At 60.8% G+C, this 23,640-nt stretch carries 25 protein-coding genes; 15 read left to right on the forward strand and 10 right to left on the reverse strand.

All coding sequences use genetic code 11. The features are described 5' to 3' along the window. Genes EJA72_RS13075 through EJA72_RS13090 form a run of 4 tightly spaced genes read right to left on the reverse strand, consistent with a single transcriptional unit; the run spans position 1 to position 3,005 of the window. Positions 1 to 726, reverse strand: a complete 726-nt coding sequence (locus tag EJA72_RS13075; protein ID WP_157711854.1) for a DUF484 family protein — start codon at positions 724 to 726, stop codon at positions 1 to 3. A gap of 13 nt (positions 727 to 739) precedes the next feature. Further along, positions 740 to 1,570, reverse strand: a complete 831-nt coding sequence (gene dapF, locus EJA72_RS13080) for a diaminopimelate epimerase (protein ID WP_157711855.1) — start codon at positions 1,568 to 1,570, stop codon at positions 740 to 742. Between the two features lie 4 nt (positions 1,571 to 1,574). Next, positions 1,575 to 2,822 (reverse strand): diaminopimelate decarboxylase, encoded by a 1,248-nt coding sequence (lysA, locus tag EJA72_RS13085; protein WP_157711856.1) that lies wholly within the window; start codon positions 2,820 to 2,822, stop codon positions 1,575 to 1,577. A 9-nt stretch (positions 2,823 to 2,831) separates the two neighbouring features. Beyond that, the gene (locus tag EJA72_RS13090; protein WP_008040632.1) at positions 2,832 to 3,005 is read right to left on the reverse strand and encodes a lipoprotein; all 174 of its coding nucleotides are present in this window, start codon (positions 3,003 to 3,005) and stop codon (positions 2,832 to 2,834) included. A gap of 356 nt (positions 3,006 to 3,361) precedes the next feature. On the opposite strand from EJA72_RS13090, the gene cyaY reads away from it, so the two are divergent. The 3 genes from cyaY to rnk all read left to right on the forward strand — a co-directional run bounded on the left by cyaY (position 3,362) and on the right by rnk (position 4,634). Then, positions 3,362 to 3,694 carry an iron donor protein CyaY gene (gene cyaY, locus EJA72_RS13095; protein WP_157711857.1) on the forward strand — a complete coding sequence of 111 codons (333 nt, stop codon included), beginning with the start codon at positions 3,362 to 3,364 and terminating at the stop codon, positions 3,692 to 3,694. 4 nt (positions 3,695 to 3,698) lie between these two features. After that, on the forward strand, positions 3,699 to 3,917 hold the full coding sequence (locus EJA72_RS13100) for a DUF1289 domain-containing protein (RefSeq protein WP_178129344.1): 219 nt from the start codon (positions 3,699 to 3,701) through the stop codon (positions 3,915 to 3,917). Positions 3,918 to 4,223: 306 nt separating this feature from the next. Next, the gene (gene rnk, locus EJA72_RS13105) at positions 4,224 to 4,634 is read left to right on the forward strand and encodes a nucleoside diphosphate kinase regulator (protein WP_157711858.1); all 411 of its coding nucleotides are present in this window, start codon (positions 4,224 to 4,226) and stop codon (positions 4,632 to 4,634) included. Positions 4,635 to 4,640: 6 nt separating this feature from the next. Here the strand turns inward: rnk and EJA72_RS13110 are convergent, their stop codons facing one another. From EJA72_RS13110 to EJA72_RS13120, 3 genes are all read right to left on the reverse strand, one after another. Next, complete coding sequence (locus EJA72_RS13110; RefSeq protein ID WP_157711859.1) at positions 4,641 to 7,487, reverse strand: class I adenylate cyclase; 2,847 nt, start codon at positions 7,485 to 7,487, stop codon at positions 4,641 to 4,643. Positions 7,488 to 7,684: 197 nt separating this feature from the next. Beyond that, entirely contained in the window at positions 7,685 to 7,930 is a 246-nt protein-coding gene (locus tag EJA72_RS13115; RefSeq protein ID WP_157711860.1) for a TIGR02647 family protein, read from the reverse strand. Between the two features lie 366 nt (positions 7,931 to 8,296). Then, positions 8,297 to 8,581, reverse strand: a complete 285-nt coding sequence (locus EJA72_RS13120; RefSeq protein ID WP_157711861.1) for a hypothetical protein — start codon at positions 8,579 to 8,581, stop codon at positions 8,297 to 8,299. 124 nt (positions 8,582 to 8,705) lie between these two features. On the opposite strand from EJA72_RS13120, the gene EJA72_RS13125 reads away from it, so the two are divergent. Further along, positions 8,706 to 9,365 carry a glutathione S-transferase gene (locus EJA72_RS13125; protein WP_157711862.1) on the forward strand — a complete coding sequence of 220 codons (660 nt, stop codon included), beginning with the start codon at positions 8,706 to 8,708 and terminating at the stop codon, positions 9,363 to 9,365. Between the two features lie 180 nt (positions 9,366 to 9,545). Further along, a complete protein-coding gene (locus EJA72_RS13130) occupies positions 9,546 to 10,220 on the forward strand; it encodes a glutathione S-transferase family protein (RefSeq protein WP_157711863.1) in 675 nt (224 codons plus the stop codon). Positions 10,221 to 10,274: 54 nt separating this feature from the next. Here the strand turns inward: EJA72_RS13130 and argH are convergent, their stop codons facing one another. Beyond that, positions 10,275 to 11,669, reverse strand: a complete 1,395-nt coding sequence (gene argH, locus EJA72_RS13135) for an argininosuccinate lyase (protein ID WP_157711864.1) — start codon at positions 11,667 to 11,669, stop codon at positions 10,275 to 10,277. Positions 11,670 to 12,128: 459 nt separating this feature from the next. On the opposite strand from argH, the gene EJA72_RS13140 reads away from it, so the two are divergent. The 7 genes from EJA72_RS13140 to rsd all read left to right on the forward strand — a co-directional run bounded on the left by EJA72_RS13140 (position 12,129) and on the right by rsd (position 18,570). Continuing rightward, positions 12,129 to 12,875 (forward strand): LytTR family DNA-binding domain-containing protein, encoded by a 747-nt coding sequence (locus tag EJA72_RS13140; RefSeq protein WP_157711865.1) that lies wholly within the window; start codon positions 12,129 to 12,131, stop codon positions 12,873 to 12,875. 138 nt (positions 12,876 to 13,013) lie between these two features. Continuing rightward, positions 13,014 to 13,955, forward strand: a complete 942-nt coding sequence (gene hemC, locus EJA72_RS13145; RefSeq protein WP_157711866.1) for a hydroxymethylbilane synthase — start codon at positions 13,014 to 13,016, stop codon at positions 13,953 to 13,955. Further along, complete coding sequence (locus tag EJA72_RS13150) at positions 13,952 to 14,719, forward strand: uroporphyrinogen-III synthase (protein ID WP_178129345.1); 768 nt, start codon at positions 13,952 to 13,954, stop codon at positions 14,717 to 14,719. Before hemC ends, EJA72_RS13150 begins: the two co-directional genes overlap by 4 nt. A gap of 16 nt (positions 14,720 to 14,735) precedes the next feature. Next, a complete protein-coding gene (locus EJA72_RS13155; protein WP_178129346.1) occupies positions 14,736 to 15,890 on the forward strand; it encodes a uroporphyrinogen-III C-methyltransferase in 1,155 nt (384 codons plus the stop codon). Continuing rightward, a complete protein-coding gene (locus EJA72_RS13160; RefSeq protein ID WP_157711867.1) occupies positions 15,887 to 17,125 on the forward strand; it encodes a heme biosynthesis protein HemY in 1,239 nt (412 codons plus the stop codon). The genes EJA72_RS13155 and EJA72_RS13160 overlap by 4 nt, the downstream gene beginning before the upstream one ends. A 352-nt stretch (positions 17,126 to 17,477) precedes the next feature. Then, positions 17,478 to 17,933: a disulfide bond formation protein B gene (locus tag EJA72_RS13165; RefSeq protein ID WP_157711868.1), complete on the forward strand. Its 456-nt coding sequence runs from the start codon at positions 17,478 to 17,480 to the stop codon at positions 17,931 to 17,933. A gap of 178 nt (positions 17,934 to 18,111) precedes the next feature. Beyond that, complete coding sequence (rsd, locus tag EJA72_RS13170) at positions 18,112 to 18,570, forward strand: sigma D regulator (RefSeq protein ID WP_157711883.1); 459 nt, start codon at positions 18,112 to 18,114, stop codon at positions 18,568 to 18,570. Between the two features lie 61 nt (positions 18,571 to 18,631). On the opposite strand, the gene EJA72_RS13175 is transcribed toward rsd, so the two are convergent. Beyond that, the gene (locus EJA72_RS13175) at positions 18,632 to 19,297 is read right to left on the reverse strand and encodes an FKBP-type peptidyl-prolyl cis-trans isomerase (RefSeq protein ID WP_157711869.1); all 666 of its coding nucleotides are present in this window, start codon (positions 19,295 to 19,297) and stop codon (positions 18,632 to 18,634) included. A gap of 192 nt (positions 19,298 to 19,489) precedes the next feature. On the opposite strand from EJA72_RS13175, the gene EJA72_RS13180 reads away from it, so the two are divergent. Beyond that, positions 19,490 to 20,584 (forward strand): AlgP family protein, encoded by a 1,095-nt coding sequence (locus EJA72_RS13180; RefSeq protein WP_157711870.1) that lies wholly within the window; start codon positions 19,490 to 19,492, stop codon positions 20,582 to 20,584. Here EJA72_RS13180 and EJA72_RS13185 read toward each other — a convergent pair. Continuing rightward, the gene (locus EJA72_RS13185) at positions 20,581 to 21,045 is read right to left on the reverse strand and encodes a TIGR02444 family protein (RefSeq protein ID WP_157711871.1); all 465 of its coding nucleotides are present in this window, start codon (positions 21,043 to 21,045) and stop codon (positions 20,581 to 20,583) included. The two genes, EJA72_RS13180 and EJA72_RS13185, sit on opposite strands and share 4 nt — an antisense overlap. A 50-nt stretch (positions 21,046 to 21,095) precedes the next feature. Between EJA72_RS13185 and abc-f the strand changes: the two genes are divergently transcribed. Both abc-f and EJA72_RS13195 read left to right on the forward strand, forming a co-directional pair. Next, positions 21,096 to 23,006, forward strand: coding sequence for a ribosomal protection-like ABC-F family protein (gene abc-f, locus EJA72_RS13190; RefSeq protein ID WP_157711872.1), 1,911 nt, complete (start codon positions 21,096 to 21,098; stop codon positions 23,004 to 23,006). Further along, complete coding sequence (locus EJA72_RS13195) at positions 23,006 to 23,587, forward strand: mechanosensitive ion channel family protein (protein WP_157711873.1); 582 nt, start codon at positions 23,006 to 23,008, stop codon at positions 23,585 to 23,587. The genes abc-f and EJA72_RS13195 overlap by 1 nt, the downstream gene beginning before the upstream one ends. The last annotated feature ends 53 nt before the right edge of the window (positions 23,588 to 23,640 follow it).

A 23,640-nucleotide genomic window follows, 5' to 3' on the forward strand; every position in this document is an offset into this window, starting at 1 on the left:
TCAGCGTACCGAGCGCAGGGAGGTATTGACCCGTGGCAGCACGCGGCCCATGACTTCGGCGATGTAGCTCAGGAACAGCGTGCCCACCGAACTCTTGTAGTGCTGCGGATCGCGGCTGGCGATGGCCAGGACGCCATGGATGCCTTGATGGCTGATGGCGACGACGGCCGTGGAGCCGATTTGCTTGCGTTGTTCTTCGCCGAACAGGAAGTCCAGCTCATGTTCACGCAGGCTACCGCTGACGCTTTTGTCTTCCGTGAGCAAGCCGCCGATAGCGGTTTGTGCTTCGGCGTGGGTCGCCCAGCGGCCCACGGGCATCGGGTTATCACCGAGCAGGATCAGGCTGACAAAAGGCACCTGGAAATCCTGGCGCAGGCTGTCTTCGACGCTGATCACCACGTCATCCAGGCTGGTGGCGTCCATCAGCGCGAGAATCAGGCGGCGGGTCTTGTCGAAGAGGCGGTCGTTGTCGCGGGCCACGTCCATCAAGTGCGAGAGGCGATGACGCAACTCGATATTGCGGTCGCGCAGGATCGTCATCTGGCGCTCGACCAGCGAAATGGTGTCGCCACGCTGGTGCGGAATACGCAGGGTGGCGAGCAGTTCTTCGTGGCCGACAAAGAAATCCGGATGAGCCTCCAGGTACGCGGCAATCGCCGCCGCCTCAAGGCTTTCGGAAGGGGATTCGTCGGGCTGTAGGGCGGGAACCTGGGGCTTATCGGTCATGGGTTTGACTCCCTCAAAGACGCACTTGTCCTTCGTAGACTCGGACTGCCGGGCCGGTCATCAAGACCGGATGGCCAGGGCCTGCCCATTCAATGGACAGGCGCCCGCCGGGCAGGTCGATCAATAGCGGCGAATCCATCCACCCCTGGCTGATCGCGGCCACTGCGGCAGCACAGGCGCCGGTACCGCAGGCCTGGGTTTCCCCGGCCCCGCGTTCCCAGACGCGCAGCTGCGCACGGTTCCGGTCGATGACCTGGAGAAAGCCGACATTGACCCGCGCCGGGAAGCGCGGGTGGTGTTCGATTTTCGGGCCCAGCTCATGCACCGGTGCGTTGTTGATGTCGCTGACCCGCAGCACGGCATGGGGGTTGCCCATGGACACGGCGGCAAGGTCGACGAGGGTGCCGTCGACGTCGACCTGATAGCTCGTCGCCTGCTCCGGTGCCTGAAACGGAATGTCGGCGGGCACCAGGCGCGGTGCGCCCATGTTGACGCCAATCTGGCCGTCGCTGCGAATATCCAGCTCAATGATGCCGCTTTTGGTCTCGACGCGAATCTGCCGTTTTGCGGTCAGGCGCTTGTCGAGCACAAAACGCGCGAAGCAACGCGCGCCGTTGCCGCACTGTTCCACCTCGGAGCCGTCGGAGTTGAAAATCCGATAGCGGAAATCCACGTCCGGGTTGCTCGGCGCTTCGACGATCAGCAACTGGTCAAAACCGATACCCGTGTGCCGATCGCCCCATTGCTTGGCGTGCTTGGGCAGGATGTGCGCGTGCTGGCTGACCAGGTCGAGGACCATGAAGTCATTGCCCAGGCCGTGCATCTTGGTAAAACGCAGCAGCATGGTTTTACTCCGGCAGCAGGCTTTCGCCAGCAAACAACTCGGCTACCGTCTCACGGCGACGCACTTCAAATGCCTGATCACCGTCCACCAACACTTCGGCGGTACGACCGCGGGTGTTGTAGTTGGAACTCATGACAAACCCATAAGCGCCCGCCGAATGCACGGCCAGCAGGTCGCCTTCTTCCACGGCCAGTTCACGGTCCTTGGCCAGGAAGTCGCCGGTCTCGCAGATCGGCCCGACGATGTCGTAGGCGCGAGCAGCGGTAGTGCGCGGGCGCACGGCGGTGACGTCCATCCAGGCTTGATACAGCGCCGGGCGGATCAGGTCGTTCATGGCGGCATCGACGATGGCGAAGTCTTTGTGTTCGGTGTGCTTGAGGTACTCGACCTGGGTCAGCAGCACGCCGGCGTTGGCCACGATGAAGCGGCCCGGCTCGAAGACCAGCGCCAGGTCACGGCCGTCCAGACGCTCGCGCACGGCTTTGATGTAATCGGCAGCCAAGGGCGGCTCTTCATCGCGATAACGCACGCCCAGGCCACCACCGAGATCGATGTGACGCAGGTAAATCCCGCAATCGCCGAGGCGGTCGACCAGGCCGAGCAGGCGGTCGAGGGCATCGATGAACGGCGGCAGGGTGGTCAGTTGCGAACCGATGTGGCAATCGACGCCAACCACTTCCAGGTTCGGCAGCTGCGCGGCGCGGATGTACACGTCTTCGGCGTCGGCAATGGCGATGCCGAACTTGTTCTCTTTGAGACCGGTGGAAATGTACGGGTGGGTGCCGGCATCGACGTCCGGGTTCACGCGCAGCGAGATAGGGGCGCGAACGCCCAGCTCGGCGGCGACGAGTTGCAGGCGTTCCAGCTCATCGGTGGATTCGACGTTGAAGCAATGAACGCCGACTTCCAGGGCGCGACGCATGTCGTCACGGGTCTTGCCGACACCGGAAAACACAATCTTGTCGGCACTGCCGCCAGCGGCCAGTACACGTTCCAGCTCGCCACGGGAGACGATGTCAAAACCAGCGCCCAATCGCGCCAGGACATTCAGCACGCCCAGGTTGGAGTTGGCCTTGACCGCAAAGCAAACCAGGTGCGGCGTGCCGGCCAGCGCATCGGCGTACGCCAGGTACTGGGCTTCGATGTGGGCGCGGGAGTAGACGTAAGTCGGCGTGCCAAAGCGTTCGGCAATGGCGGACAAGGCAACACCTTCCGCAAACAGCTCGCCGTCACGGTAGTTAAAAGCGTCCATGGCGATCCCTTATTGGTAGACGTCGTGCTTGTGTGCTTTCGACGGTTGCTTTTGCGAGGACTGGGCCTGCTCGGCAGGGTCCTGGGAATCGTCAGGCAGGTACAGCGGGCCTTTTTGACCGCAGGCCGACAATAGACAAGCAACCGCGACGAGCGCAGCGAAGGAAGAGATCAGGCGCTTCATGGCGAAATCCTTGAAAATGCGTTAATTGCGCCGGAGTATACCGGCCACCCGGCAGCTTGCCTATGCGACGGGGTTTCCGTCCGGCGGGGCTTGGCCGCAATCACATGGAACCTAGTGGGAGCAGGCCTGTGTGGCGAGGGAGCTTGCTCCCGCTGGGTCGCGAAGCGGCCCCAAAAGCTATGCGTCTGCTTCGCAGCCGAACGGGAGCAAGCTCCCTCGCCACACAAGCCCGCTCCCAAAGGGATAGTGTTGGGTGTACCGAAATCGGCCCTTGGTCGTTATCCTTTGCAATCACCGGGGCTCGCCCGTATCTTGCGGCGCTTGAGCGTGAACAGACACTTTTTGAGGTTGCCGCAATGAGTTTGACCGAAGCCCGTTTCCACGATCTGGTCGATGCCACCCAGCAAACGCTGGAGGATGTGTTCGACGAGAGTGACCTGGATATCGATCTTGAGAGCTCGGCCGGTGTGCTCACCGTCAAGTTCGAAAACGGCAGCCAGTTGATCTTCAGCCGTCAGGAACCCCTGCGTCAGCTGTGGCTGGCGGCGGTCTCCGGCGGGTTCCACTTCGACTACGACGAAGAGAGCGAGCGCTGGATGTGCGACAAGAGCGAAGAGCAGTTGGGCGAGATGCTTGAGCGCATCGTCAAGCAGCAAGCTGACGTCGAACTCGATTTCGAAGGCCTGTAAGGTCGTGACCCAACCTGCACCGGTTCGTCCGCCCAAGCCGCTTTACAGCAACGTCAGCCCGGCGGTGCCCTCGCCGTGCAGCGGCGTGTGTCGGCTGGATGAGCAGAAGGTCTGCCTGGGGTGTTTTCGCCATGTCGAAGACATCCGCGAGTGGCGCTCGGCCGATGACGAGCGCCGCCGGGTCATTTGTGCCCAGGCGGCCGAACGCAAAACCGTGGCTTGATGCATAAACCTGTAGGAGCCGAGCTTGTGTGGCGAGGGAGCTTGCTCCCGCTGGGTCGCGAAGCGGCCCCAAATGCTTTGCGTCTGCTTCGCAGCCGAGCGGGAGCAAGCTCCCTCGCCACACAAGCTCGCTCCTACAGGGTGCTTTGAACCATCGCAAAATCGGGTCCGTCGCGCTTGGCTTGTATATTTATTGAGCTGTGATAGTGTCCAGAAACGCCTCAACCCATCGAGGCTCGTGAAAACCCCGCCTTTTTCTGGCGGGGTTTTGCTTTTTCTGTGCAGAAGAAAGGAGTCTGCCTTCATCATGACCGCACCTTCCATCACCCTTACCCGTCTGGACGTTCAACGTCTGGAGCGCCTGATCGACAGCCTGGATGACACGCTGCCGGGCGTTATCGCGCTGCAAACCGAACTCGACCGCGCCGACACCCTGGTCAGCCACGAAGAAGTGCCCGCCGATGTCGTGACCATGAATTCCCGTGTGCATTGCCGCGAAGAGAGCAGCGGCAAGGACTATCACCTGACGTTGGTTTACCCCAAGGACGCCAACGCCGACGAAGGCAAGGTCTCGATTCTGGCTCCGGTCGGCAGCGCATTGTTGGGCCTGAAGGTCGGTCAGCATATCGACTGGCCGGCGCCGGGCGGTAAAACCCTGAAACTGACCCTGCTTGAAGTCGAATCGCAGCCGGCCAACGGCGGCGATTTCCCGGAGTAAGACGCCTCAGACCTGCTCGAGCGCCTCGTTCAGTGCGCGCTCCAGGTCGGCTTTGTAGCGCAGATACAGATTGCTTGAGCTCTGACTGTCACCGGACAGGCCTGACAGGTCCAGGTCGGTGATGTAGCAGCGGTAGCGTTCGGTCTCGCGGCGCTGCTCAACGATCTCCCGGGCGACCACACTGAACAGTTGGTCGCCATGTTCCAGCTCCGAAAACTCCCGCTGATTGCAATACAACGTGACCTGAACCTGGCCAGGCGTGGCTTTGCCGACGATCGCCTGCACGTCGTAAAACGGTTTGTCGATCGGATTTCGGGGTGCCGGACGGGCTTCGACCCGACGCGCCCGGCCAGGGCCTGACGGCAGCAGCTGGTAATACAACGTGTCCAGGCTCAGCGGCTGGGCGGCATCCATTGGCAGCAAGGCTTCGCGCCGGAACTGGATCGATTGCAGGAAACGCTGCAACGGCACCAGCAGGCTCTGTTCATCGTGATAGGGCAAACGCTGCTGCCACAAGGCGTTGAATTCATCCAGAACGTACAGGTCGGCTTGATCTTCGTTGACCCGGTAGAACACCTGGATGCATTCGGGCTGGCCCATGGGCAGGATCAGCGCAATGTCGTGGTCTTCCAGGGCCATGGGGTCCAGATGCAGCGGGCTGTAGCTCGCCAGCTCCTCGCCGAGGTAATCGAGCAGTGCCGGCAGCGTGGCGAGGGCCACGTGATTGACCTGGCCCGGCACCAGTTCGAGCACGTGGTAATGCTGCTGGACCTGAATCAGGTAGCGATGATTGAGTTTGCTCAGCAGCAGGTTCTGCGCGGTGTCGAGAATTTCTTCGACGCGCCGGGCGATGAACTGCGCGCGGTTATGACAGAAGCAACGTACGCGCAACGTGGGTTGCTGCGGGCCTTTTGGCAGGTTGTTGAGGTAATCGCGCACGCAGTCGAGCAGCGCATGAGGGCCGTCGAAGCGATTGACCAGCACCTCATTCCAGCTATTGAGCGTGACCTGGTCCAGGGTCAGCACCAGGTTTTCCCTGACACCGGCATAACTCAGCGAGTCAGTGCGCTCGGTGGTCATCAGAATATTCAGGTCGCGGTGATGCTTGAGCGGGTCGACGCCCACGTTCACCAGAATCAGCACCTCGCTCGGCACGCTGGCGCGCAGCAACGGCTCTTCGTCCACGGTGGGCAAGGGCAGGGCGATACTCTGCTGCAGGCTGCCCAGCAGGTTGAACAGTTCGAACTCGCTCAGGTCGCTGCTTCCAGGATGCAAGGCCAGACGCGTGCTGCTGTCGATGACGCCGTTGCGGTGGCACCAGGTCAGGAGTTCAAGCAACTGGCGGCTGCGCTTGATCGGCGCGAAATGCTCCCACTCCTGGGCCGTCAGGCTGCCGTTGTACAAGCCCCATTGGGTTTGCCCGGCTTCCTTCCTGTTGGGCGCCTGTACCAGCGTCAACGTGTCTTCAGCCAGGTCGGGGGCGATGCCCGGGTTGATGAACTCGACCTTGTCGGCCTTGCGTTCGAAGGCGGCGTACAGCCGGCGACCCAGCACGTTCAGATCGCGTTTGTTGATCAGGCTGACGGTTTGTTCGCTGCGGGCGAACTGGGTCAGGAAGCGATAGCTGTAGTTGAGTTCATTGACCAGGGCCCGTCGTTCGGCGCTGACCTGACGGATCTTCCACTGGCTGCGACTGTCGAGCACGGCCAGTTGCCGTTGATCCCAGTGCCATTCACGGGCCAGGCGCTCCAGCAGCGAACGTTGCCAGCTCTGGCTACGACTGCCGCTGCCGGTGAGCTTGCGATTGACCTTCAGGTACAGCGCACGACGCACCAGCTCCAGCCGCTCCGGCTCGCCACGCGCGATGAGGTATTCCTCGATACGCCGATAGACCACGACATAAGGGTCCAGCTCATCGAGGTCGACCTGATTGGCGAACACCGCCTGTTTAAAGCGCAGGCTCAGGCAATGGACCCTCGGATGCTCGCTGGCGTAGACCTCGGTCAGCAACAACTTGAGCACTGATTTGTAGGGTGACTCGATACCCTTGAACAGCTGCCAGAGCCCGGCGCCGACGAATTCACCCGGGGGGATGTAAGCCATATGGCCAAGGTCCAGGGTTTCATCGGCACGGATGAAGCGCTTGGACAGCAGTGTGTGGGTGTAGCGGTCGTAGCTTGATTCTTCGTACACCGGCACCAGCCACCAGATCGGCGTGCGTCCGGCCAGCCAGATCGCGGTGCGATAAAACTCGTCCAGCAGCAGGTAGTGCTGGGTAGTGCCGCAGTTTTCAGAACTCAATTGCGTATCGCGTTCGCCGCGCACGAAACGCGTCGGGTCGATCAGGAAGAAGTGGGCCTCGGCGCCCTGGCTGGCGGCCCAGGTTTCAAGCAGCTGGCATTTTTTACTCAGCTCGTTGAGTTCGTTTTCACTGAGGTCCGGGCCATGGCAGACCCACACGTCCATGTCGCTCTGATCGGCTTGGGCCAGTGTGCCGAGGCTGCCCATCAGGAACAGGCCGTGAATCGGTCGCGGTGGATTGCTGCCGTGGCGTGGTTTGTAGGAAAACGAACGGGTCAAGCGCTGAGCGTCGGCGAGGGCATTGGCATCCGGCTCATAGTTGGACAGCCCGGCCGGTGTGCTGCCCGACACGTAACCCGGCAGCAGTGGATGATTGACGTGGAAAAACAACGGCAGCAGGTTCAAGAAGCCCTGCTGGCGGGGCGACAGCCCTTCCATGGCGCGCGCCATGCGTCCTTCGTTGAGCTTAAGAAAACGTGCGCGCAGTTGGCTCAGAACCTTGCGGTCGATTCCCTCGTCCAGATCGGGGCGGATTTCGTGGGTGCGGGTCATGTCAGCTCAAACCGGCTCGCAGGGCTCGGACGTGGAAGGTCTCAGGATGAGGGGCAGTTTAGCGCCTCGGCCCCGGGACAATTAAGCTGATTTTGTTTTTCTGGCGTCAGATTTCTATCGCGAGGCGACACGGCAGATAACAGAGTGTGCCCGCGGAAATCCCGTCACAGGGGTTTCCGTGGGCGCTACGGTCTTGCTCAGGCTGTTTCCTGGACGCTCAGTATGGTCAGAACGGTTTGCACATTTTGCGCGGCATCACGACCCAGGCTGGTCAGGTAACCGCCATCGGGCTGGTCGATCAGCTCTTTTTCGAACAGGCGTTGGGCAGCGGCAATGGCTTTCGGGGCAGCGGTCTGATGAATTTTCAAACCTTCCTGGGAACTGTCCAGGTTGAAGAGTGCGAGGATTTCCAGTTCGGCAACCAACTCAGGGGTAAGCGACATAAGGACTCCAGACTTTCTAGGAATTGGACGACAGCGCCCCTAAGGTGAGCCCACTTGTGCGGCATGTCCAGTGCCTGCATCAGGGTTTTTTCGCCTCGGGAAGCATTCCCCGGCAGCGGGGTGCGTACCAGTGTAGTCAGGGGTTGGGGGAAGGCAGGTTTGATTGGTGACAATCTGTGTAGAAGCAGATTCCAAGACTACGAAAGCTGCTTGAAGCCAAGGAGATAGTTCTGACCAAGAAGATTTTCTGTGGCTAAAAAGATCCCCTGTGGCGAGGGAGCTTGCTCCCGCTCGGCTGCGCAGCAGTCGCCAGGCTGTGGGGCCATTACACACTGGAGCACCAGCCCAGCCCCACAAGTTCTTCGCTTATTTCTTTTCCGGCGGCAACTCTGGCAATGCCCGCAACGCAGTTTCATACCATTCGGTATTGAACGCGCGGTCTTCTTCGAGGATCGCGTCGATTTCTACTGCCAACACGTGAGCCATCAGGTTCAGGATTTCATCCCGCTCGTATCCCACCAGCGTCAGCTTGTTGAACGTCGCCTTGGCCGCTGGCGGGTTGTCGCTTTCGATCTGGTTTTCGATGGCTTCGATCAGAGTGTTTTCGGTGAATTCTTCTTCGTCGCTGTCGATGTCGGTTGGCTCGCTCATGGCAGGCTCCTAAAGTTAAGGCGGCCAGTTTACCCGCATTCAGCATCGTGATGCTGCTGGCAAGAATGGTCCGAGCGATCTATAAAACAGGACTGCCAACCCCGCACGGCCTGGAGGCTTTGTGATGCTCAAGCTTTATGGATTTTCCGTCAGTAACTACTACAACATGGTGAAACTGGGGTTGCTCGAGAAGGGCCTGCCATTCGAAGAAGTGCCGTTTTATGGCGGCACCAGCCCGGAGGCGCTGGCCATCAGCCCGCGCGGCAAGGTGCCGGTCTTGCACGCCGAGCAGGGCTTCATCAACGAAACGGCGGTGATTCTCGAGTACATCGAACAAAGCCAGAAAGGCGTGCCCCTGTTGCCGAGCGATCCTTTCAAGCGCGCCCAGGTGCTGGCGCTGGCCAAGGAAATCGAGCTGTACATCGAATTGCCGGCTCGGGCCTGTTACCCCGAAGCGTTTTTCGGGATGCAATTACCGGATGCAATCAAGGAAAAGACCAAGGCCGAGTTGCTGGCAGGGTTTGCCGCGTTGGGCAGGCATGCCAGATTCGCCCCTTATGTGGCGGGCGACAGCTTGAGCATTGCGGATCTGTATTTCCTGTACAGCGTGCCGTTGGCGTACGGGGTGGCGAAAAAGCTGTTTGATATCGATCTGTTGGCTGAAATGCCGGCAGCCAAGGCGCTGCTGGAGCGACTGGAGCAGAACCCGAACGTGCAGCGGATTGCCGCGGACAAGGAAGCGGCGATGCCAGCGTTCATGGCGATGGTCGCGTCCAAGCGATAAACAAGGCGCAATCATTGTGCGTGTCAGAAGATTCGTAATCTTTTGTCCCATTTGGCCGCCATCCTTGTCGGGCGGCGCTCACGCACGATTTCGTCGCATACGGTAATAACCGAACACTTTCAGGAACCCGGGCAGTGTTTACCTTGAGCATCGAACCCATACGGTCAAGGAAACCGGACGATGCTCAAGCTATACGGCTTTGCTGCCAGCAATTATTTCAACATGGTCAAACTGGCACTTCTTGAAAAAGGCGTGCCGTTTGAAACTGTCCCGTTCCATGGGTGCCAGAACCCGGACATCCTTGCCGTCAGCCCGCGGGGGAAAGTACCCGTGCTGGAGACCGAACACGGTTTCCTGAGCGAGACCGACGCCATCCTGGATTACATCGAAGACACCCAGCCGGGCATGTCGCTGTTGCCGGTAGACCCGTTTGCACGGGCAAGCGTTCGGGCGTTGGCCAAGGAAATCGAGTTGTACATCGAGCTGCCGGCGCGAGTCTGTTATGTCGAAGTGTTCTTTGGTGGCAGGCCGACACCCGATGCGCTGAAGGCCAAGTCCGAGCGAGACTTGATCAAAGGATTTGCCGCGTTGAAGCACCGGGCGCGGTTTGCTCCCTATGTGACCGGTGAGCAATTCACCCTGGCGGATTTGTACTTTCTCTACAGCGTCGATCTGGCGGTGGACGTCGGGAAGCGTTTGTTTAACGTCGATTTCCTGCGCGACATGCCTGGCGCAATAGCTCTGCAGAAGCGTCTGGCGGAAAACCCGAACGTACAAAAAATCGCCGCTGACAGGCTGGCCGAAGCTCCCGCCTTTCTGGATCGGGTGCGGGCAGTGGGGGGCGGGAAAGGCTGAGCATAAAAAAGCTCGATGGCCGGACGGCCATCGAGCTCAGGTGTTACAGGCGACTCAGCGGCTGGCGAGCAGTGCCTGACCGCGAATCACGGCTTTCTTGACCTGCGCCGGCGCAGTGCCGCCGATATGGTCACGGGCATTCACCGAGCCTTCCAGGGTCAGCACCGCAAACACATCCTGATCGATCTGGTCGCTGAATTTGCGCAGTTCTTCCAGGCTCATTTCCGCCAGGTCCTTGCCGCTTTCCACGCCGTACTTCACCGCATGGCCAACGATTTCGTGGCAGTCACGGAACGGCAGGCCGCGACGAACCAGGTAGTCGGCCAGGTCGGTGGCGGTGGAGAAGCCGCGCAGCGCTGCTTCGCGCATGATCGCGTGCTTGGGCTTGATCGCCGGGATCATGTCGGCAAAGGCGCGCAGCGAATCGCGCAGCGTGTCGGCGGCGTCGAACAACGGCTCCTTGTCTTCCTGGTTGTCCTTGTTGTAGGCCAATGGCTGGCCTTTCATCAGGGTCAGCAGGCCCATCAGCGCGCCGAACACTCGACCGGACTTGCCGCGCACCAGCTCCGGGACGTCCGGGTTTTTCTTTTGCGGCATGATCGAGCTGCCGGTGCAGAAACGGTCCGGCAGATCGATGAACTGGAACTGAGCGCTGGTCCACAGCACCAGCTCTTCGGAGAAGCGCGACAAGTGCATCATCGCGATGCTGGCGGCCGAGCAGAATTCGATGGCGAAGTCGCGATCGGACACATTGTCCAGCGAGTTGCCGCCTACTGCGTCGAAGCCCAGTAGCTGCGCGGTGTATTCGCGGTCGATCGGGTAGGTGGTGCCGGCCAGCGCGGCGCTGCCCAGTGGCATGCGATTGGTACGTTTGCGGCAGTCGACCAGGCGTTCGTAGTCGCGGCTGAGCATTTCGAACCAGGCCAGCATGTGGTGCCCGAAAGTCACCGGCTGCGCGGTTTGCAGGTGGGTGAAGCCCGGCATGATGCTGCCGGCTTCGCGCTCGGCCTGCTCCAGCAAGCCTTTTTGCAGACGGGTGATTTCGCCCAGGATCAGGTCGATTTCGTCACGCAGCCACAAGCGGATGTCGGTGGCGACCTGGTCGTTACGGCTGCGGCCGGTGTGCAGCTTTTTACCGGTCACGCCGATGCGGTCAGTCAGGCGCGCCTCGATGTTCATGTGCACGTCTTCGAGGTCGACGCGCCAGTCGAACTGGCCGGCCTCGATTTCACCCTGGATGGTCTTCAGGCCATCGATGATGCGGTCGCGCTCGGCATCGGTCAGCACGCCGACCTTGGCCAGCATGGTAGCGTGGGCGATCGAGCCCATGATGTCGTGGCGATACAGGCGCTGGTCGAAGGTGACGGAGGCGGTGAAGCGGGCGACGAAGGCGTCGACGGGTTCACTGAAGCGGCCGCCCCAGGACTGATTGGTCTTGTCAGTGCTCATGAATTCGCTCGTATCGGCTGAAGAAAGATGGCGTTGAAAGCTGCTGCGGATAATAACAGGGTTGCCAATCCTGTCGGTGACACTGGTCGACACGTTTTTTTCTCATGGCCCGGCCCATACTCCGGGCCGCGCGCAGGCTGTTAGTGCAACGATATTTTTCGATTGAGCAATATCGTCCCGGCAACCGTCTACAGTTGGACAGTAGGATCAGCGCACTTCCAGGCGCTGCAGCTGACTATAAGAATAGGGGGTGTTCATATTGTGTATCAGCAAACCCTGTGGCGATGCCTCGCCAACGCGGGCCTGGACCGCCAATTGCCAGGCAAATGAAAATTTAGCCGTCGGACAAGCGGCACTTTTTGGCCTTCGCGCTAGTCTTAGCGTGGATCGCGGTGACGGACGTCACTTCACCTGTCTACGCTATCCTTGTGCGAGACTCACGCAGGAATCCAGCGCAATATGAATGTCCTGATCGTTGATGACGAACCCCTGGCCCGCGAGCGCCTGAGCCGAATGGTCGGCGAACTCGAGGGATACAGCGTCCTGGAGCCTAGCGCCACGAACGGCGAAGAGGCGTTGGCACTGATCGACAGCCACAAACCGGATATCGTCTTGCTCGATATCCGCATGCCAGGCCTTGATGGTCTGCAAGTGGCTGCCCGGTTGTGCGAACGCGAAACCCCGCCCGCCGTTGTGTTTTGCACAGGGCCCGATGAATTTGCCGTGGAAGCCTTACAGGCCAGCGCCGTAGGCTATCTGGTGAAACCTGTGCGTACTGAACATTTGCATGATGCGTTAAAGAAAGCCGAGCGGCCTAATCGTGTCCAGCTCGCCGCCCTGACCCGACCTGCCGCCGAAAGTGGCAGCGGCCCGCGTAGCCATATCAGCGCCCGCACCCGTAAAGGCATCGAACTGATCCCGCTGGATCAGGTGGTGTACTTCATCGCGGACCATAAGTACGTGACCTTGCGCCACGAAAGCGGCGAAGTGCTGCTGGACGAGCCGCTCAAGGCCCTCGAAGACGAATTTGGCGACCGTTTCGTGCGTATCCACCGCAATGCACTGGTCGCTCGTGAGCGTATCGAGCGCCTGCAGCGCACGCCACTGGGGCACTTTCAGCTGTTCCTCAAAGGCCTGAACGGGGACGCCTTGATCGTCAGTCGACGTCATGTGGCCGGCGTGCGAAAGATGATGCAACAGCTTTAAACCGCCGTTCTCAGTCAATCACACACCCGCTTGCCGGACATCCGGGGGCCAGGGAGGCCACGCAGCATCTGATACAAGTCAAAGTGGATTTGACTGAGCTGTTATTATCCGCCGTATCTATTCAGTACGGATTGATCCATGTCCTCTCGCGAAATCCGCATCGCCACCCGCAAAAGCGCTCTTGCCCTGTGGCAGGCCGAATACGTCAAAGCCCGTCTGGAAGAGGCCCATCCGGGTCTGCTCGTGACGTTGGTGCCCATGGTCAGTCGCGGCGACAAGCTGCTGGACTCGCCGCTGTCGAAGATCGGCGGCAAGGGTCTGTTCGTCAAAGAACTGGAAACCGCACTGCTGGAAAACGAAGCCGACATCGCCGTCCATTCGATGAAAGACGTGCCGATGGATTTTCCGGAAGGCCTGGGGCTGTTCTGCATTTGCGAGCGCGAAGACCCGCGCGACGCGTTTGTCTCCAATACCTACGCCAGCCTGGATGAGTTGCCGCAAGGCAGCATCGTCGGCACGTCCAGCCTGCGCCGTCAGGCCCAGTTGCTGACCCGTCGCCCGGACCTGGAAATCCGCTTTCTGCGGGGCAACGTCAATACGCGCCTGGCCAAGCTCGATGCCGGCGAATACGACGCCATCATCCTCGCCGCCGCTGGCTTGATTCGCCTGGGCTTTGAGGATCGCATCACTTCGCCCATCAGTGTCGACGACAGTCTGCCCGCGGGCGGCCAGGGCGCCGTCGGTATCGAATGTCGCACAGCCGACAGCGAGATCCACGCGTTGCTGGCGCCGCTGCACCACCAGGACACCGCCACCCGCGTGATGGCCGAACGCGCCCTCAACAAACATTTGAATGGCGGCTGCCAAGTGCCGATCGCCTGCTACGCCGTACTTGAAGGCGAGCAGGTCTGGTTGCGTGGCCTGGTCGGCGATCCGAGCGGCGGCCTGTTGTTGAGCGCCGATGCGCGTGCGCCGCGCGGCGATGCCGAAGCCTTGGGTGTGCGTGTGGCCGAGGACCTGCTGGGTCAAGGCGCCAACGACATTCTCAAAGCGGTTTATGGTGAGGCAGGTCACGAGTGACGGGCTGGCGCCTGCTGCTGACGCGTCCCGCGGATGAGTCGGCGGCGCTGAGCGATGTGCTGGCCGAAGCGGGGATTTTCAGCAGCAGCTTGCCGCTTTTGGAAATTGAGCCGATTCCGGTCTCTGACACAATGCGCCGGCTGATTCAGGATCTGGATGCCTACTGCGCGGTGATCGTGGTCAGCAAGCCGGCCGCCCGGATCGGCGTCGATCTGCTCCGTCAGTATTGGCCACAGTCACCGGATCTGAAATGGTTCAGTGTGGGGGCGGCGACTGCGCAGATTCTTGAAGATCACCGACTGGATGTGAGCTTCCCGGCGGAGGGCGATGACAGCGAAGCCTTGCTTGAACTGCCTCTGCTGCGCGAGGCTATCGTGCGGCCTGATCCTCGCGTGTTGATCATGCGCGGGGAGGGCGGTCGCGAGTTGCTTGCTGAGCGTTTGCGTGAGCGAGGTGCTAGTGTCGAGTATCTTGAGTTGTACCGCCGCGGCCTGCCTCAGTACCCGCCGGCAGCGCTGCCTGACCGGATTGAAGCGGAACGCTTGAATGGGCTGGTGGTCAGCAGTGGACAGGGTTTTGAGCACCTGCATCAATTGGCCGGCGATGCATGGCCGCAATTGGCCCGGTTGCCGTTGTTTGTTCCAAGCCCCAGGGTCGCCGAGCTGGCACGTGCCGCCGGGGCTCTGACAGTTGTGGATTGCCGCGGCGCGAGTGCCGCGGCTTTGCTGACGGCGTTACGGGAGCCCCCCGAACCCGTTCTCTAATGCAAAGGATGGATACGTGAGCGAAACAGCCTTGCCTAAAGATGACGTCCAGCCCGTGCTTGACGCACCGGTTGAAGCACCGATTGAAACTGCGCCGCCTGCTGCTGTGCAGCGCCGAGGAAACGGGCTGGCGATTGTCGCGCTGCTGCTCGGCGCTGCCGGTGTTGCGGTGGGCGGTTGGGGTGTCTGGCAGGTGCGTCACCTGCAAGCCACTAATCAGCAGCAACTGACTCAAGTGCAGGCTTTGAACGATCAGGCGCAGAGCCTGAAGCTCAATGAGCAGCGCCTGAGTGCCCGGCTTGAGCAACTGCCTCCCGCTGACGAGCTGGAAGCGCGCAGCCGTCTGGTGACGCAGTTGCAAGGTGATCAGCAACGCTTGAATCAACGTCTGGAAACTGTCCTCGGCGCCAGTCGCAAGGACTGGCGTCTGGCCGAGGCCGAACACTTGTTGCGCCTGGCCAGCCTGCGTTTGTCAGCGTTGCAGGACATCAGCAGCGCTCAGGCCCTGGTGCAGGGCGCTGACGAAATTCTGCGTGAACAGAACGACCCGGGCTCTTTTGCCGCTCGCGAGCAAGTGGCCAAAACGCTGGTGGCGTTGCGCAGCACCGAGCAGCCGGACCGCACCGGGCTGTTCCTGCGACTGGGTGCCCTGCGTGACCAGGTCATTGGTCTCACCGAGTTGGCCCCCGAATACAAAGACCGTGGCGAATCCCTGCTGGGCCTGACCGCTGATGGCGACGGCGCGAGTCGCTGGGCGCAGTGGTGGGATCAGATTTCTCGCTACATTCGCATCGATTTCGATGCCGACAAAAATGTGCGGCCATTGCTGGCCGGTCAGAGTCTGAGCCAGGTGCGCCTGGCCCTGAGCCTGGCACTGGAGCAGGCGCAATGGGCCGCGCTCAACGGCCAGGCAGCCGTTTACACCCAGGCCCTGGCCGAAGCGCGGGATGTGCTGCGAGGCAATTTCAACCCGGACAACCCGAAGAGCAAAGTGATGCTCGAACAGGTTGGCGAGTTGAGCAAGCAACCGGTCACCGTGGTTACGCCTGACCTGACCGGCACATTGAGCGCGGTCCAGGGTTACCTGGAACGACGCAATGTCAACGCCGAGGACTCGATCAAGCCGATGGCGAAACCTGCCGCGGACGCTGCGCTGGAGGCCACGCCATGAAGCGCCTCTATGTGATCGTGTTTTTGATGATCGCCGCTGCCGCCGCGTTGGGGCTGGCGATTGCCGAACATTCCGGCTACGTGCTGATCGCCTACAAGAGCTTCCGTTTCGAATCGAGCCTGTGGGCCACCCTGGCGCTGATCGCGGTGCTGTGGCTGGTGTTCTGGGGCATCAAGTCGTTGATCGAACTGGTGACGACTTCCAGTGGTGTGGTCAATCCCTGGTCGCGGCGTAACCGCAGTCGTCGGGTGCAGGTGGCGATTGAGCACGGTCAACTGGATCTGGCTGAAGGTCGCTGGGCCAGCGCGCAGCGCCACTTGCACCGCGCCGCCGAAGCCGAGCGTCAGCCGTTGTTGTACTACCTCGGTGCGGCCCGCGCCGCGAACGAACAAGGGCACTACGAGGAAAGCGACAATCTGCTGGAGCGAGCTCTCGAACGCCAACCCCAGGCCGAGTTGGCGATTGCCCTGAGTCACGCCCAATTGCAGACGGATCGCGGCGATACCGAAGGCGCCTTGGCGACGCTGCAAGCCATGCACGAGCGTCATCCTCACAACGCACAGACTTTGCGCCAGTTGCAGCGCCTGCATCAACAGCGCGGCGACTGGTCGGCGGTTATTCGCCTGCTGCCGGAGCTGCGCAAGGACAAGGTCCTGCCACCGGCTGAGCTGACTGAGCTGGAACGCCGGGCCTGGGGTGAAAACCTGTCCCTGGCTGCCCATCAGGAAGAGGACGGAACGGTCGGCCTGCAATCACTCAACCGTGCCTGGCAACAGCTGTCTTCGGCTCAGCGCCAGGAGCCTCCATTGGTGCTCGCTTACGCCGAGCAATTGCGCCAACTGGGTGCACAGGTCGAGGCCGAAGAGGTTTTGCGCACGGCCCTCAAACGCAGCTACGACAGCCATCTGGCGCGTCTGTACGGACTGGTTCGCGGCAGTGACCCTGCGCGCCAACTGCAAACCGCCGAAGGTTGGTTGAAGGATCATCCGGCCGATCCAAGCCTGCTGCTGACCCTGGGCCGGTTGTGTCTGCAGAACAGTCTTTGGGGCAAGGCCAGGGATTATCTGGAAAACAGCCTTCGCGTGCAGCGCAACCCGGAAGCCTGCGCGGAACTGGCGCGGTTGCTGGCTCAGTTGGGCGACACCGAACGCAGTAATCAGTTGTTCCAGGAAGGGCTAGGTTTACTCGACGAACGCCTGCTGGCGGCCCCGTTGCCGGTTCTAGCACGCGCCTGATGTTTCAACTGCAGCAGCTGGCGCAGCCTGCGTCCGGCTGCGCAGCAGTCGCTGAATTTTTCCCGCCGATCTACCTCAAACAACACGAATGTACGTCTGCTGCGCAGCCGAACGCAGTCTGCGCCAGATGCTACAGGAGGGGTGTTAACAGGTTTTTCAGGCTCGAATTTGTTCCGATTTCTTACGCGCGTAGTCCTTCATCGGCAAAGTCCTACGCACGACTACACCTAATCCTCTCGTTCCTGTCGGGATTTCCCTACAGTTCTGAGGAAGTGTCCGTGCTGGCCCGCCTTGTAAGGCTGGCACGCTTTCCTCTACCGTAACGGCCTGTCTCAACTGTTACGGAAAAACCATGTCGTTGGCCTGCTCACGTTCCTTGTTTTTCATGACTTTCATTGCGGGTGCGGTGGCCTTGGGTATTTCCTATTACCTGGAATTTGCCGTTGGCCTCAAACCGTGTGGGATATGTTCGTTGCAGCGGGTCTACCTGACGTTGCTCATGGGTGTCTGCCTGATGGCTTCGGTGCACGGCCCAGGCCATCTGGGAACGTCCCTGTATTGGTTGCTTGGCCTGTGCTGCAGTCTGGCCGGCACAGTTACGGCAGGGCGCCAGGTGTTGTTGCAGGGTGATCCCGACAGTGCCGGGATTTCGTGGACACTGTTCGACCTGAGTATCCCGGAGTGGAGTTTGCTGTTTTTCGTCGCGATGACGATCCAGGGCGTTTACCAATCGCTGCGCCGTGTCTGGCTCGCGTGTCAGCGACCACTCAGCGGCGAGTCGTCGCACCGGGCACTGGTAGGCGATTAAACACTTGTATGAACTTTATCTCGTGCGTACCTTGAAGCCAGTGTCGCGCGGGCATAATCTGGCCCGCACGTGTCATTGGAATTATGTTGCTCGAATGACGCTCTGCCTGGCCGCCTCTTGGTCTTCAAGTGGGCGACAGGTGTAGAGCAGCATGACCCACAAGGGAAGAGAGATCACCATGCTCGAAAGTTGTCAGAATGCTCAGGAACGTTGGGGTGGAGTGCATCTGCTGATTGATCGCTGGTTGCAGGAGCGTCACGAACTGGTTCGGGCCTATGATGCTCTCGGCGCCAAGCCTGAAACGCTGGGCGAAGACCGAAAGCCGTTGCAGGAATTCTGCGGAGTGTTGGTCGACTACGTGTCTGCCGGGCATTTCGAGATCTACGAACAGCTGACCGGGGAAGCCAAGGCGTTCGGCGACAAGCGCGGGCTTGAACTGGCCGAGACCATCTACCCTCGCATCGACGTCATCACCGAGAAGCTGCTCGCGTTCAACGACCTGTGTGATGCAGGCAAGTGCGTGGCAGAGAAATTCAAGGAGCTGGGTGGCCTGTTGCACGAGCGCTTCGAACTGGAAGATTGCCTGATCGAAGTGCTGCACACCGCTCACAAGGAAGAGGACTCGGTTCAAGCCTGAACCCCTTCCAGCAAGACCAAAGAAAACGGTGCGCTCTGCGCGCCGTTTTTCGTTTGTGGGGTTAGCTCGTGGCGCCGCGCAATTCGACTTCGAACACCAGCGGCGTGAACGGCGCAATCAAGTCGCCGGCACCGTCAGCGCCATAGGCTTCAGCCGATGGAATCACCAGGCGCCATTTCGCACCGACCGGCATGTTTTGCAGTGCACTGCGCCAGCCAGTGATCACGCTGTCTAGACTGAACCACTGTGGCTGGCTGTTCTGATCGAACACCGTGCCATCGGGAAGGCGGCCTACGTACAGCACCTGGACTTTTCCGTTGGGGCCGGCCTTGGGGCCAGTGCCCGGTGTCAGCTCCGTCAACAAAATCCCGTCCGCCAATTCACGAACACCCGGCTTGGCTTTTTCTTCGGTAAGAAAGCGTCGCTCTTTTTCGAGTGCGATTTCGCTTTGGGGAGCGGCAGGTTGCATGGCGATCTGCGCTTCGTGCTCCGCCAGAATCTGTTCGATCTGCTCGTCCTTCAGTACCAGAGGTTTGCCTTGATAAGCTTGCTGCAAGCCTTCGACCAGCGCCTGCAGTTGCAGGTCGGGAACCTCTTGGCGCAGGCGTTCGCCGAGGCTGGCGCCGAGGCTGTAGGCAAGATCGTGAGCGTCATTTTCCTTGGTTTTTTCGGCGGCGTGAGCCACGGAAAAAAACACGCACAGCGATAAAAAAAGGTAGCGCGACATGGGCACTCTCCGACCTGAGATGCGGAGGATTATGCCAGTGTGAATGCTCTCAACGGTGAACTGGTTTTGCGCAAGCGCAGAAGATTTTCAATCCGTTGCAACGCAGCGCTTTGGATACTGTCAACATGCCCTAGCGGCGGTAGCAGCAGAGGTCTAGTATGAGCCGCACCCACGTCAGCCAGGAGGTAAACCATGTCGGCCACCAAGAAGCCTGTAAATACCCCGTTGCACTTACTCCAACAACTCTCGGGCAGCCTGCTCGAGCATTTGGAAAACGCTTGTTCCCAAGCCATGGCTGATGCTGAAAAACTGCTCGCCAAACTGGAAAAGCAGCGCGGAAAAGCGCAAGAAAAACTGCACAAATCCCGCACCAAATTGCAGGACGCTGCGGCGGCCGGCAAAGCCAAGGCACAAACCAAAGCCAAGGATGCAGTGACGGAGCTTGAGGACCTGCTCGATGCGCTCAAGGATCGTCAGTCCGAAACACGCACCTACATTCTGCAACTCAAGCGCGATGCTCAAGAAAGCCTGAAACTGGCCCAAGGCGTCGGTCGTGTACAAGAGGCTGTCGGCAAGGCGTTGTCCCTGCGTTCGGCCAAGCCTGCTGCGGCTCCTGCCAAGAAAGCCGCTGCCAAACCGGCTGCTGCAAAAGCACCGGCCAAGCCTGCCGCCAAAGCGCCGGTGAAAGCCGCCGCCAAGCCTGCAGCCAAACCAGCCGCTAAAAAACCAGTCGCTGCCAGTGCTGCGAAACCAGCGGCCAGAACTGCAGCTGCAAAACCTGCCGCCAAGCCTGCCGCTGCAAAAACGGCCGCCGCTAAACCGGCTGCAAGAACCGCTGCTGCGAAACCGGCCGTGGCGAAAACCGCAGCTGCAAAACCAGCCGCGAAACCGGCTGCTAAACCCGCTGCTAAACCCGCTGCAAAAACTGCCGCTGCGAAACCTGCGGCTAAGCCTGCTGCGGCTAAACCCGCTGCCAAACCGGCTGCCAGAACTGCCGCCGCAAAACCTGCGACTGCCGCCAAGCCAGCCACCGCTGCCAAACCGGCAGCCAAGCCAGTCGCTGCCAAACCGGCTGCAAAACCAGCCGCCAAGCCTGCGGCAAAACCGGCCGTGAAAAAACCGGTCACCGCTGCGAAGCCGACCCCTGCGCCTGCTGCCAAGCCAGCGACGCCAGCACCTTCTGCTTCGGTCTCGCCTGCTCCAGCGGCAACCACCTCGACAGTAACGCCTGCGCCAACGCCAGCCGCATCGTCGAGCAACAGCTCCACACCAACCAGCGCTTCCTAAGTGCCGGTTGCCGCGACGCGCAGCTGATGCAGCGCGTCGCGGTCCAGGTGGGCGGCGCCAGCCGCCATGCCTTCCAGCCAGGCCGATAAATCGGTCGCCTCAGACTGCGGCCAACTTTGGGCCAAACGCTCCAGTCGCAACAACAGATGCCGTTCGGCCTCGATCTCCAGTGACTTCACTTCTTCGCGCAAATCATTCAGCCCGGCATCCTCGCTGGCGGCGGCTTTCCATTGCAGGCGCAAGGCGCGTAACGGTTGAACCACGTCCGCATCCCAAGGCCCGGCAATATCGCGAAGCAGCTGCAAACGGTGTTCGTTGCAGGTAACGCCACGCTCTCCCAGCCACAAACCGCACAGCAGCAGGCACACGTTCGCACCCCCGGCTTGCAGGTCCAGGCAGGCGCGTTCAACGCCGGGCCGGGAATAAGCGGTAATGGAAAAGCTCCACAGGTCAGAGGACATTGTGCTACTCGCGCCAGTTGCGAGCGAAGCTGGTAGACTCCGCCGCCATTATGATTCGACTTCAGAACCTGACTTTACAGCGTGGCCCGCAACGTCTGCTAGAAGACGCCGAGCTGACCCTGCACGCCGGCCACAAAGCCGGCCTCATCGGTGCCAACGGCGCCGGCAAATCGAGCCTGTTCGCCTTGCTTCTGGGTGACCTTCACCCGGATTCGGGCGATTGCTTCTTGCCGGCAGACTGGCGCATCGCCCACATGCGTCAGGAGATCGACACCCTCGATCGCGTGGCGGTCGACTACGTGCTCGATGGCGACCTGCGCCTGCGCGAGGTGCAACGCGACCTCGCCGCCGCCGAAGCGGCGCATGACGGTGCCGCTCAGGCCCGCCTGCATGCCGAGCTCGACAGCGCCGACGGTTACACGGCCGACGCCCGCGCCCGAAAATTGCTGGCCGGCCTTGGGTTCACCAATGATCAGATGGATCGTCAGGTAGGAGATTTCTCCGGTGGCTGGCGGATGCGTCTGAATCTGGCGCAGGCATTGATGTGTCCTTCGGACCTGTTGCTGCTCGACGAACCGACCAACCACTTGGACCTCGATGCCATCATCTGGCTCGAAGAGTGGCTCAAAAGCTATCCCGGCACCTTGATGCTGATTTCCCACGACCGGGATTTCCTCGATGCCGTGGTCGACCACGTGGCGCATGTCGATCAGCGCAAGATCACCCTCTATCGCGGCGGCTACAGCGCCTTCGAGCGCGCCCGCGCCGAACGTCTGGCCCAGCAACAGCAGGCGTACGAGAAGCAGCAGGCGCAACGTGCGCACATGGAAAGCTACATCGCCCGGTTCAAGGCCCAGGCCACCAAGGCCCGTCAGGCCCAGAGCCGGATCAAGGCGCTGGAGCGGATGGAAGAGCTGTCCGCCGCCCACGTTGATTCGCCGTTCGACTTCGTTTTCCGCGAGTCGCACAAGATTTCCAGCCCGCTGATTGATATCTCCGACGCTCGCCTGGGTTACGGTGAGCGAGCCGTGCTGGAGAAGGTCAGGCTGCAACTGACCCCCGGCGCGCGGATCGGTTTGCTCGGCCCTAACGGTGCAGGCAAGTCGACCCTGATCAAAAACCTCGCCGGTGAGCTTGAGCCGTTGTCCGGCCGACTGACCCGTGGCGAGAACACCGTTGTTGGCTATTTCGCCCAGCATCAGCTGGACTCTCTCGACTCCAAGGCGAGCCCGTTGCTGCACATGCAGCGCCTGGCCCCGACCGAGCGCGAGCAGACCCTGCGCGATTTCCTCGGCGGTTTTGACTTCCGTGGTGCGCGGATCGACGAGCCCGTACTGAATTTCTCGGGTGGCGAGAAGGCCCGTCTGGCACTGGCATTGATCGCCTGGGGCCGGCCGAACCTGTTGCTGCTCGACGAACCGACCAACCATCTGGACCTGGAAATGCGCCTGGCGCTGACCATGGCCCTGCAGGAATTCAGTGGCGCGGTATTGGTGGTCTCTCACGATCGTCATTTGCTTAAAAGCACCACCGACAATTTCTATCTGGTGGCGGACGGCAAGGTCGAGGAGTTCGACGGCGATCTGGAGGATTACACCCGCTGGCTGGTGGATTATCGCCAGCGCAATGCCCCGGTCAGCACCACCCCGGTCAACCCGGACAAAACCGACAAGAAGGCCCAGCGCCAGGCGGCGGCAGCGTTGCGTCAGCAACTGGCACCGCACAAGCGTGAAGCGGACAAGCTCGAAGCCGAGTTGGGCAAGCTGCACGAGAAGCTGGCGAAAATCGATGTCAGCCTTGGCGACAGCGATATTTACGAGCCAGCGCGCAAGAACGACTTGCGCGATCTGCTGGCGGAACAGGCCAAACTGAAGGTGCGTGAAGCCGAGCTGGAAGAAGCCTGGATGGAAGCCCTGGAACTGCTCGAAAGCATGCAGGCGGAGCTGGAGGCGCTCTCCTGATGGAGGCGTTCAAGCTGCCATTGCCTGCGGTGTGGGTCGAGCCGATCTGGCTTGTCGTGCAGATCCTGCTGATTCTGTTGGCCGGTTATTTCGCCCAGCGGTTTGTCGCAAAAGGCCTGACCCGTCTGGGCGAGCGCTACCCGTTTCCTCCGCAGCTGCTGATGCCGCTGCGTGGCGGCCTGCGCTGGCTGATCATGGGCAGTGCGCTGATCTTTGTGCTGGAACGCCTCGGGGTGTCGGCGACGGTGCTCTGGACGGCGTTGTCGGGCTTTGTCGCGGTTGCGGCGGTGGCGTTTTTCGCCATGTGGAGCGTGCTCTCCAATCTGCTTTGCGCGATCCTGATCTTCACTGTCGGCCCGTTCCGCCTCGGCGACGTGGTCGAGTTGGTGGACACCACCGACAAGCCCGGCGTCAAAGGTCGGGTGGTGGCGATCAATCTGCTGTACACCACGCTGATCGAAGCTGAAGAACTCGGTACGGGCAGTGCGATGGTGCAAGTCCCCAACAGCCTGTTCTTCCAGCGTTCGGTTCGCCGTTGGCGCGGCAGTGATGTGTTTCCTTCCAGCGGGTTTGAAAAGTAAGTCTTCTGTTGCCTGTCCCGACGATGAGGCCCGAGGCCATAAAACGCTGGTCG

This window comes from Pseudomonas sp. PB120 (assembly GCF_009761815.1).
Classification (GTDB): Bacteria; Pseudomonadota; Gammaproteobacteria; order Pseudomonadales; family Pseudomonadaceae; genus Aquipseudomonas.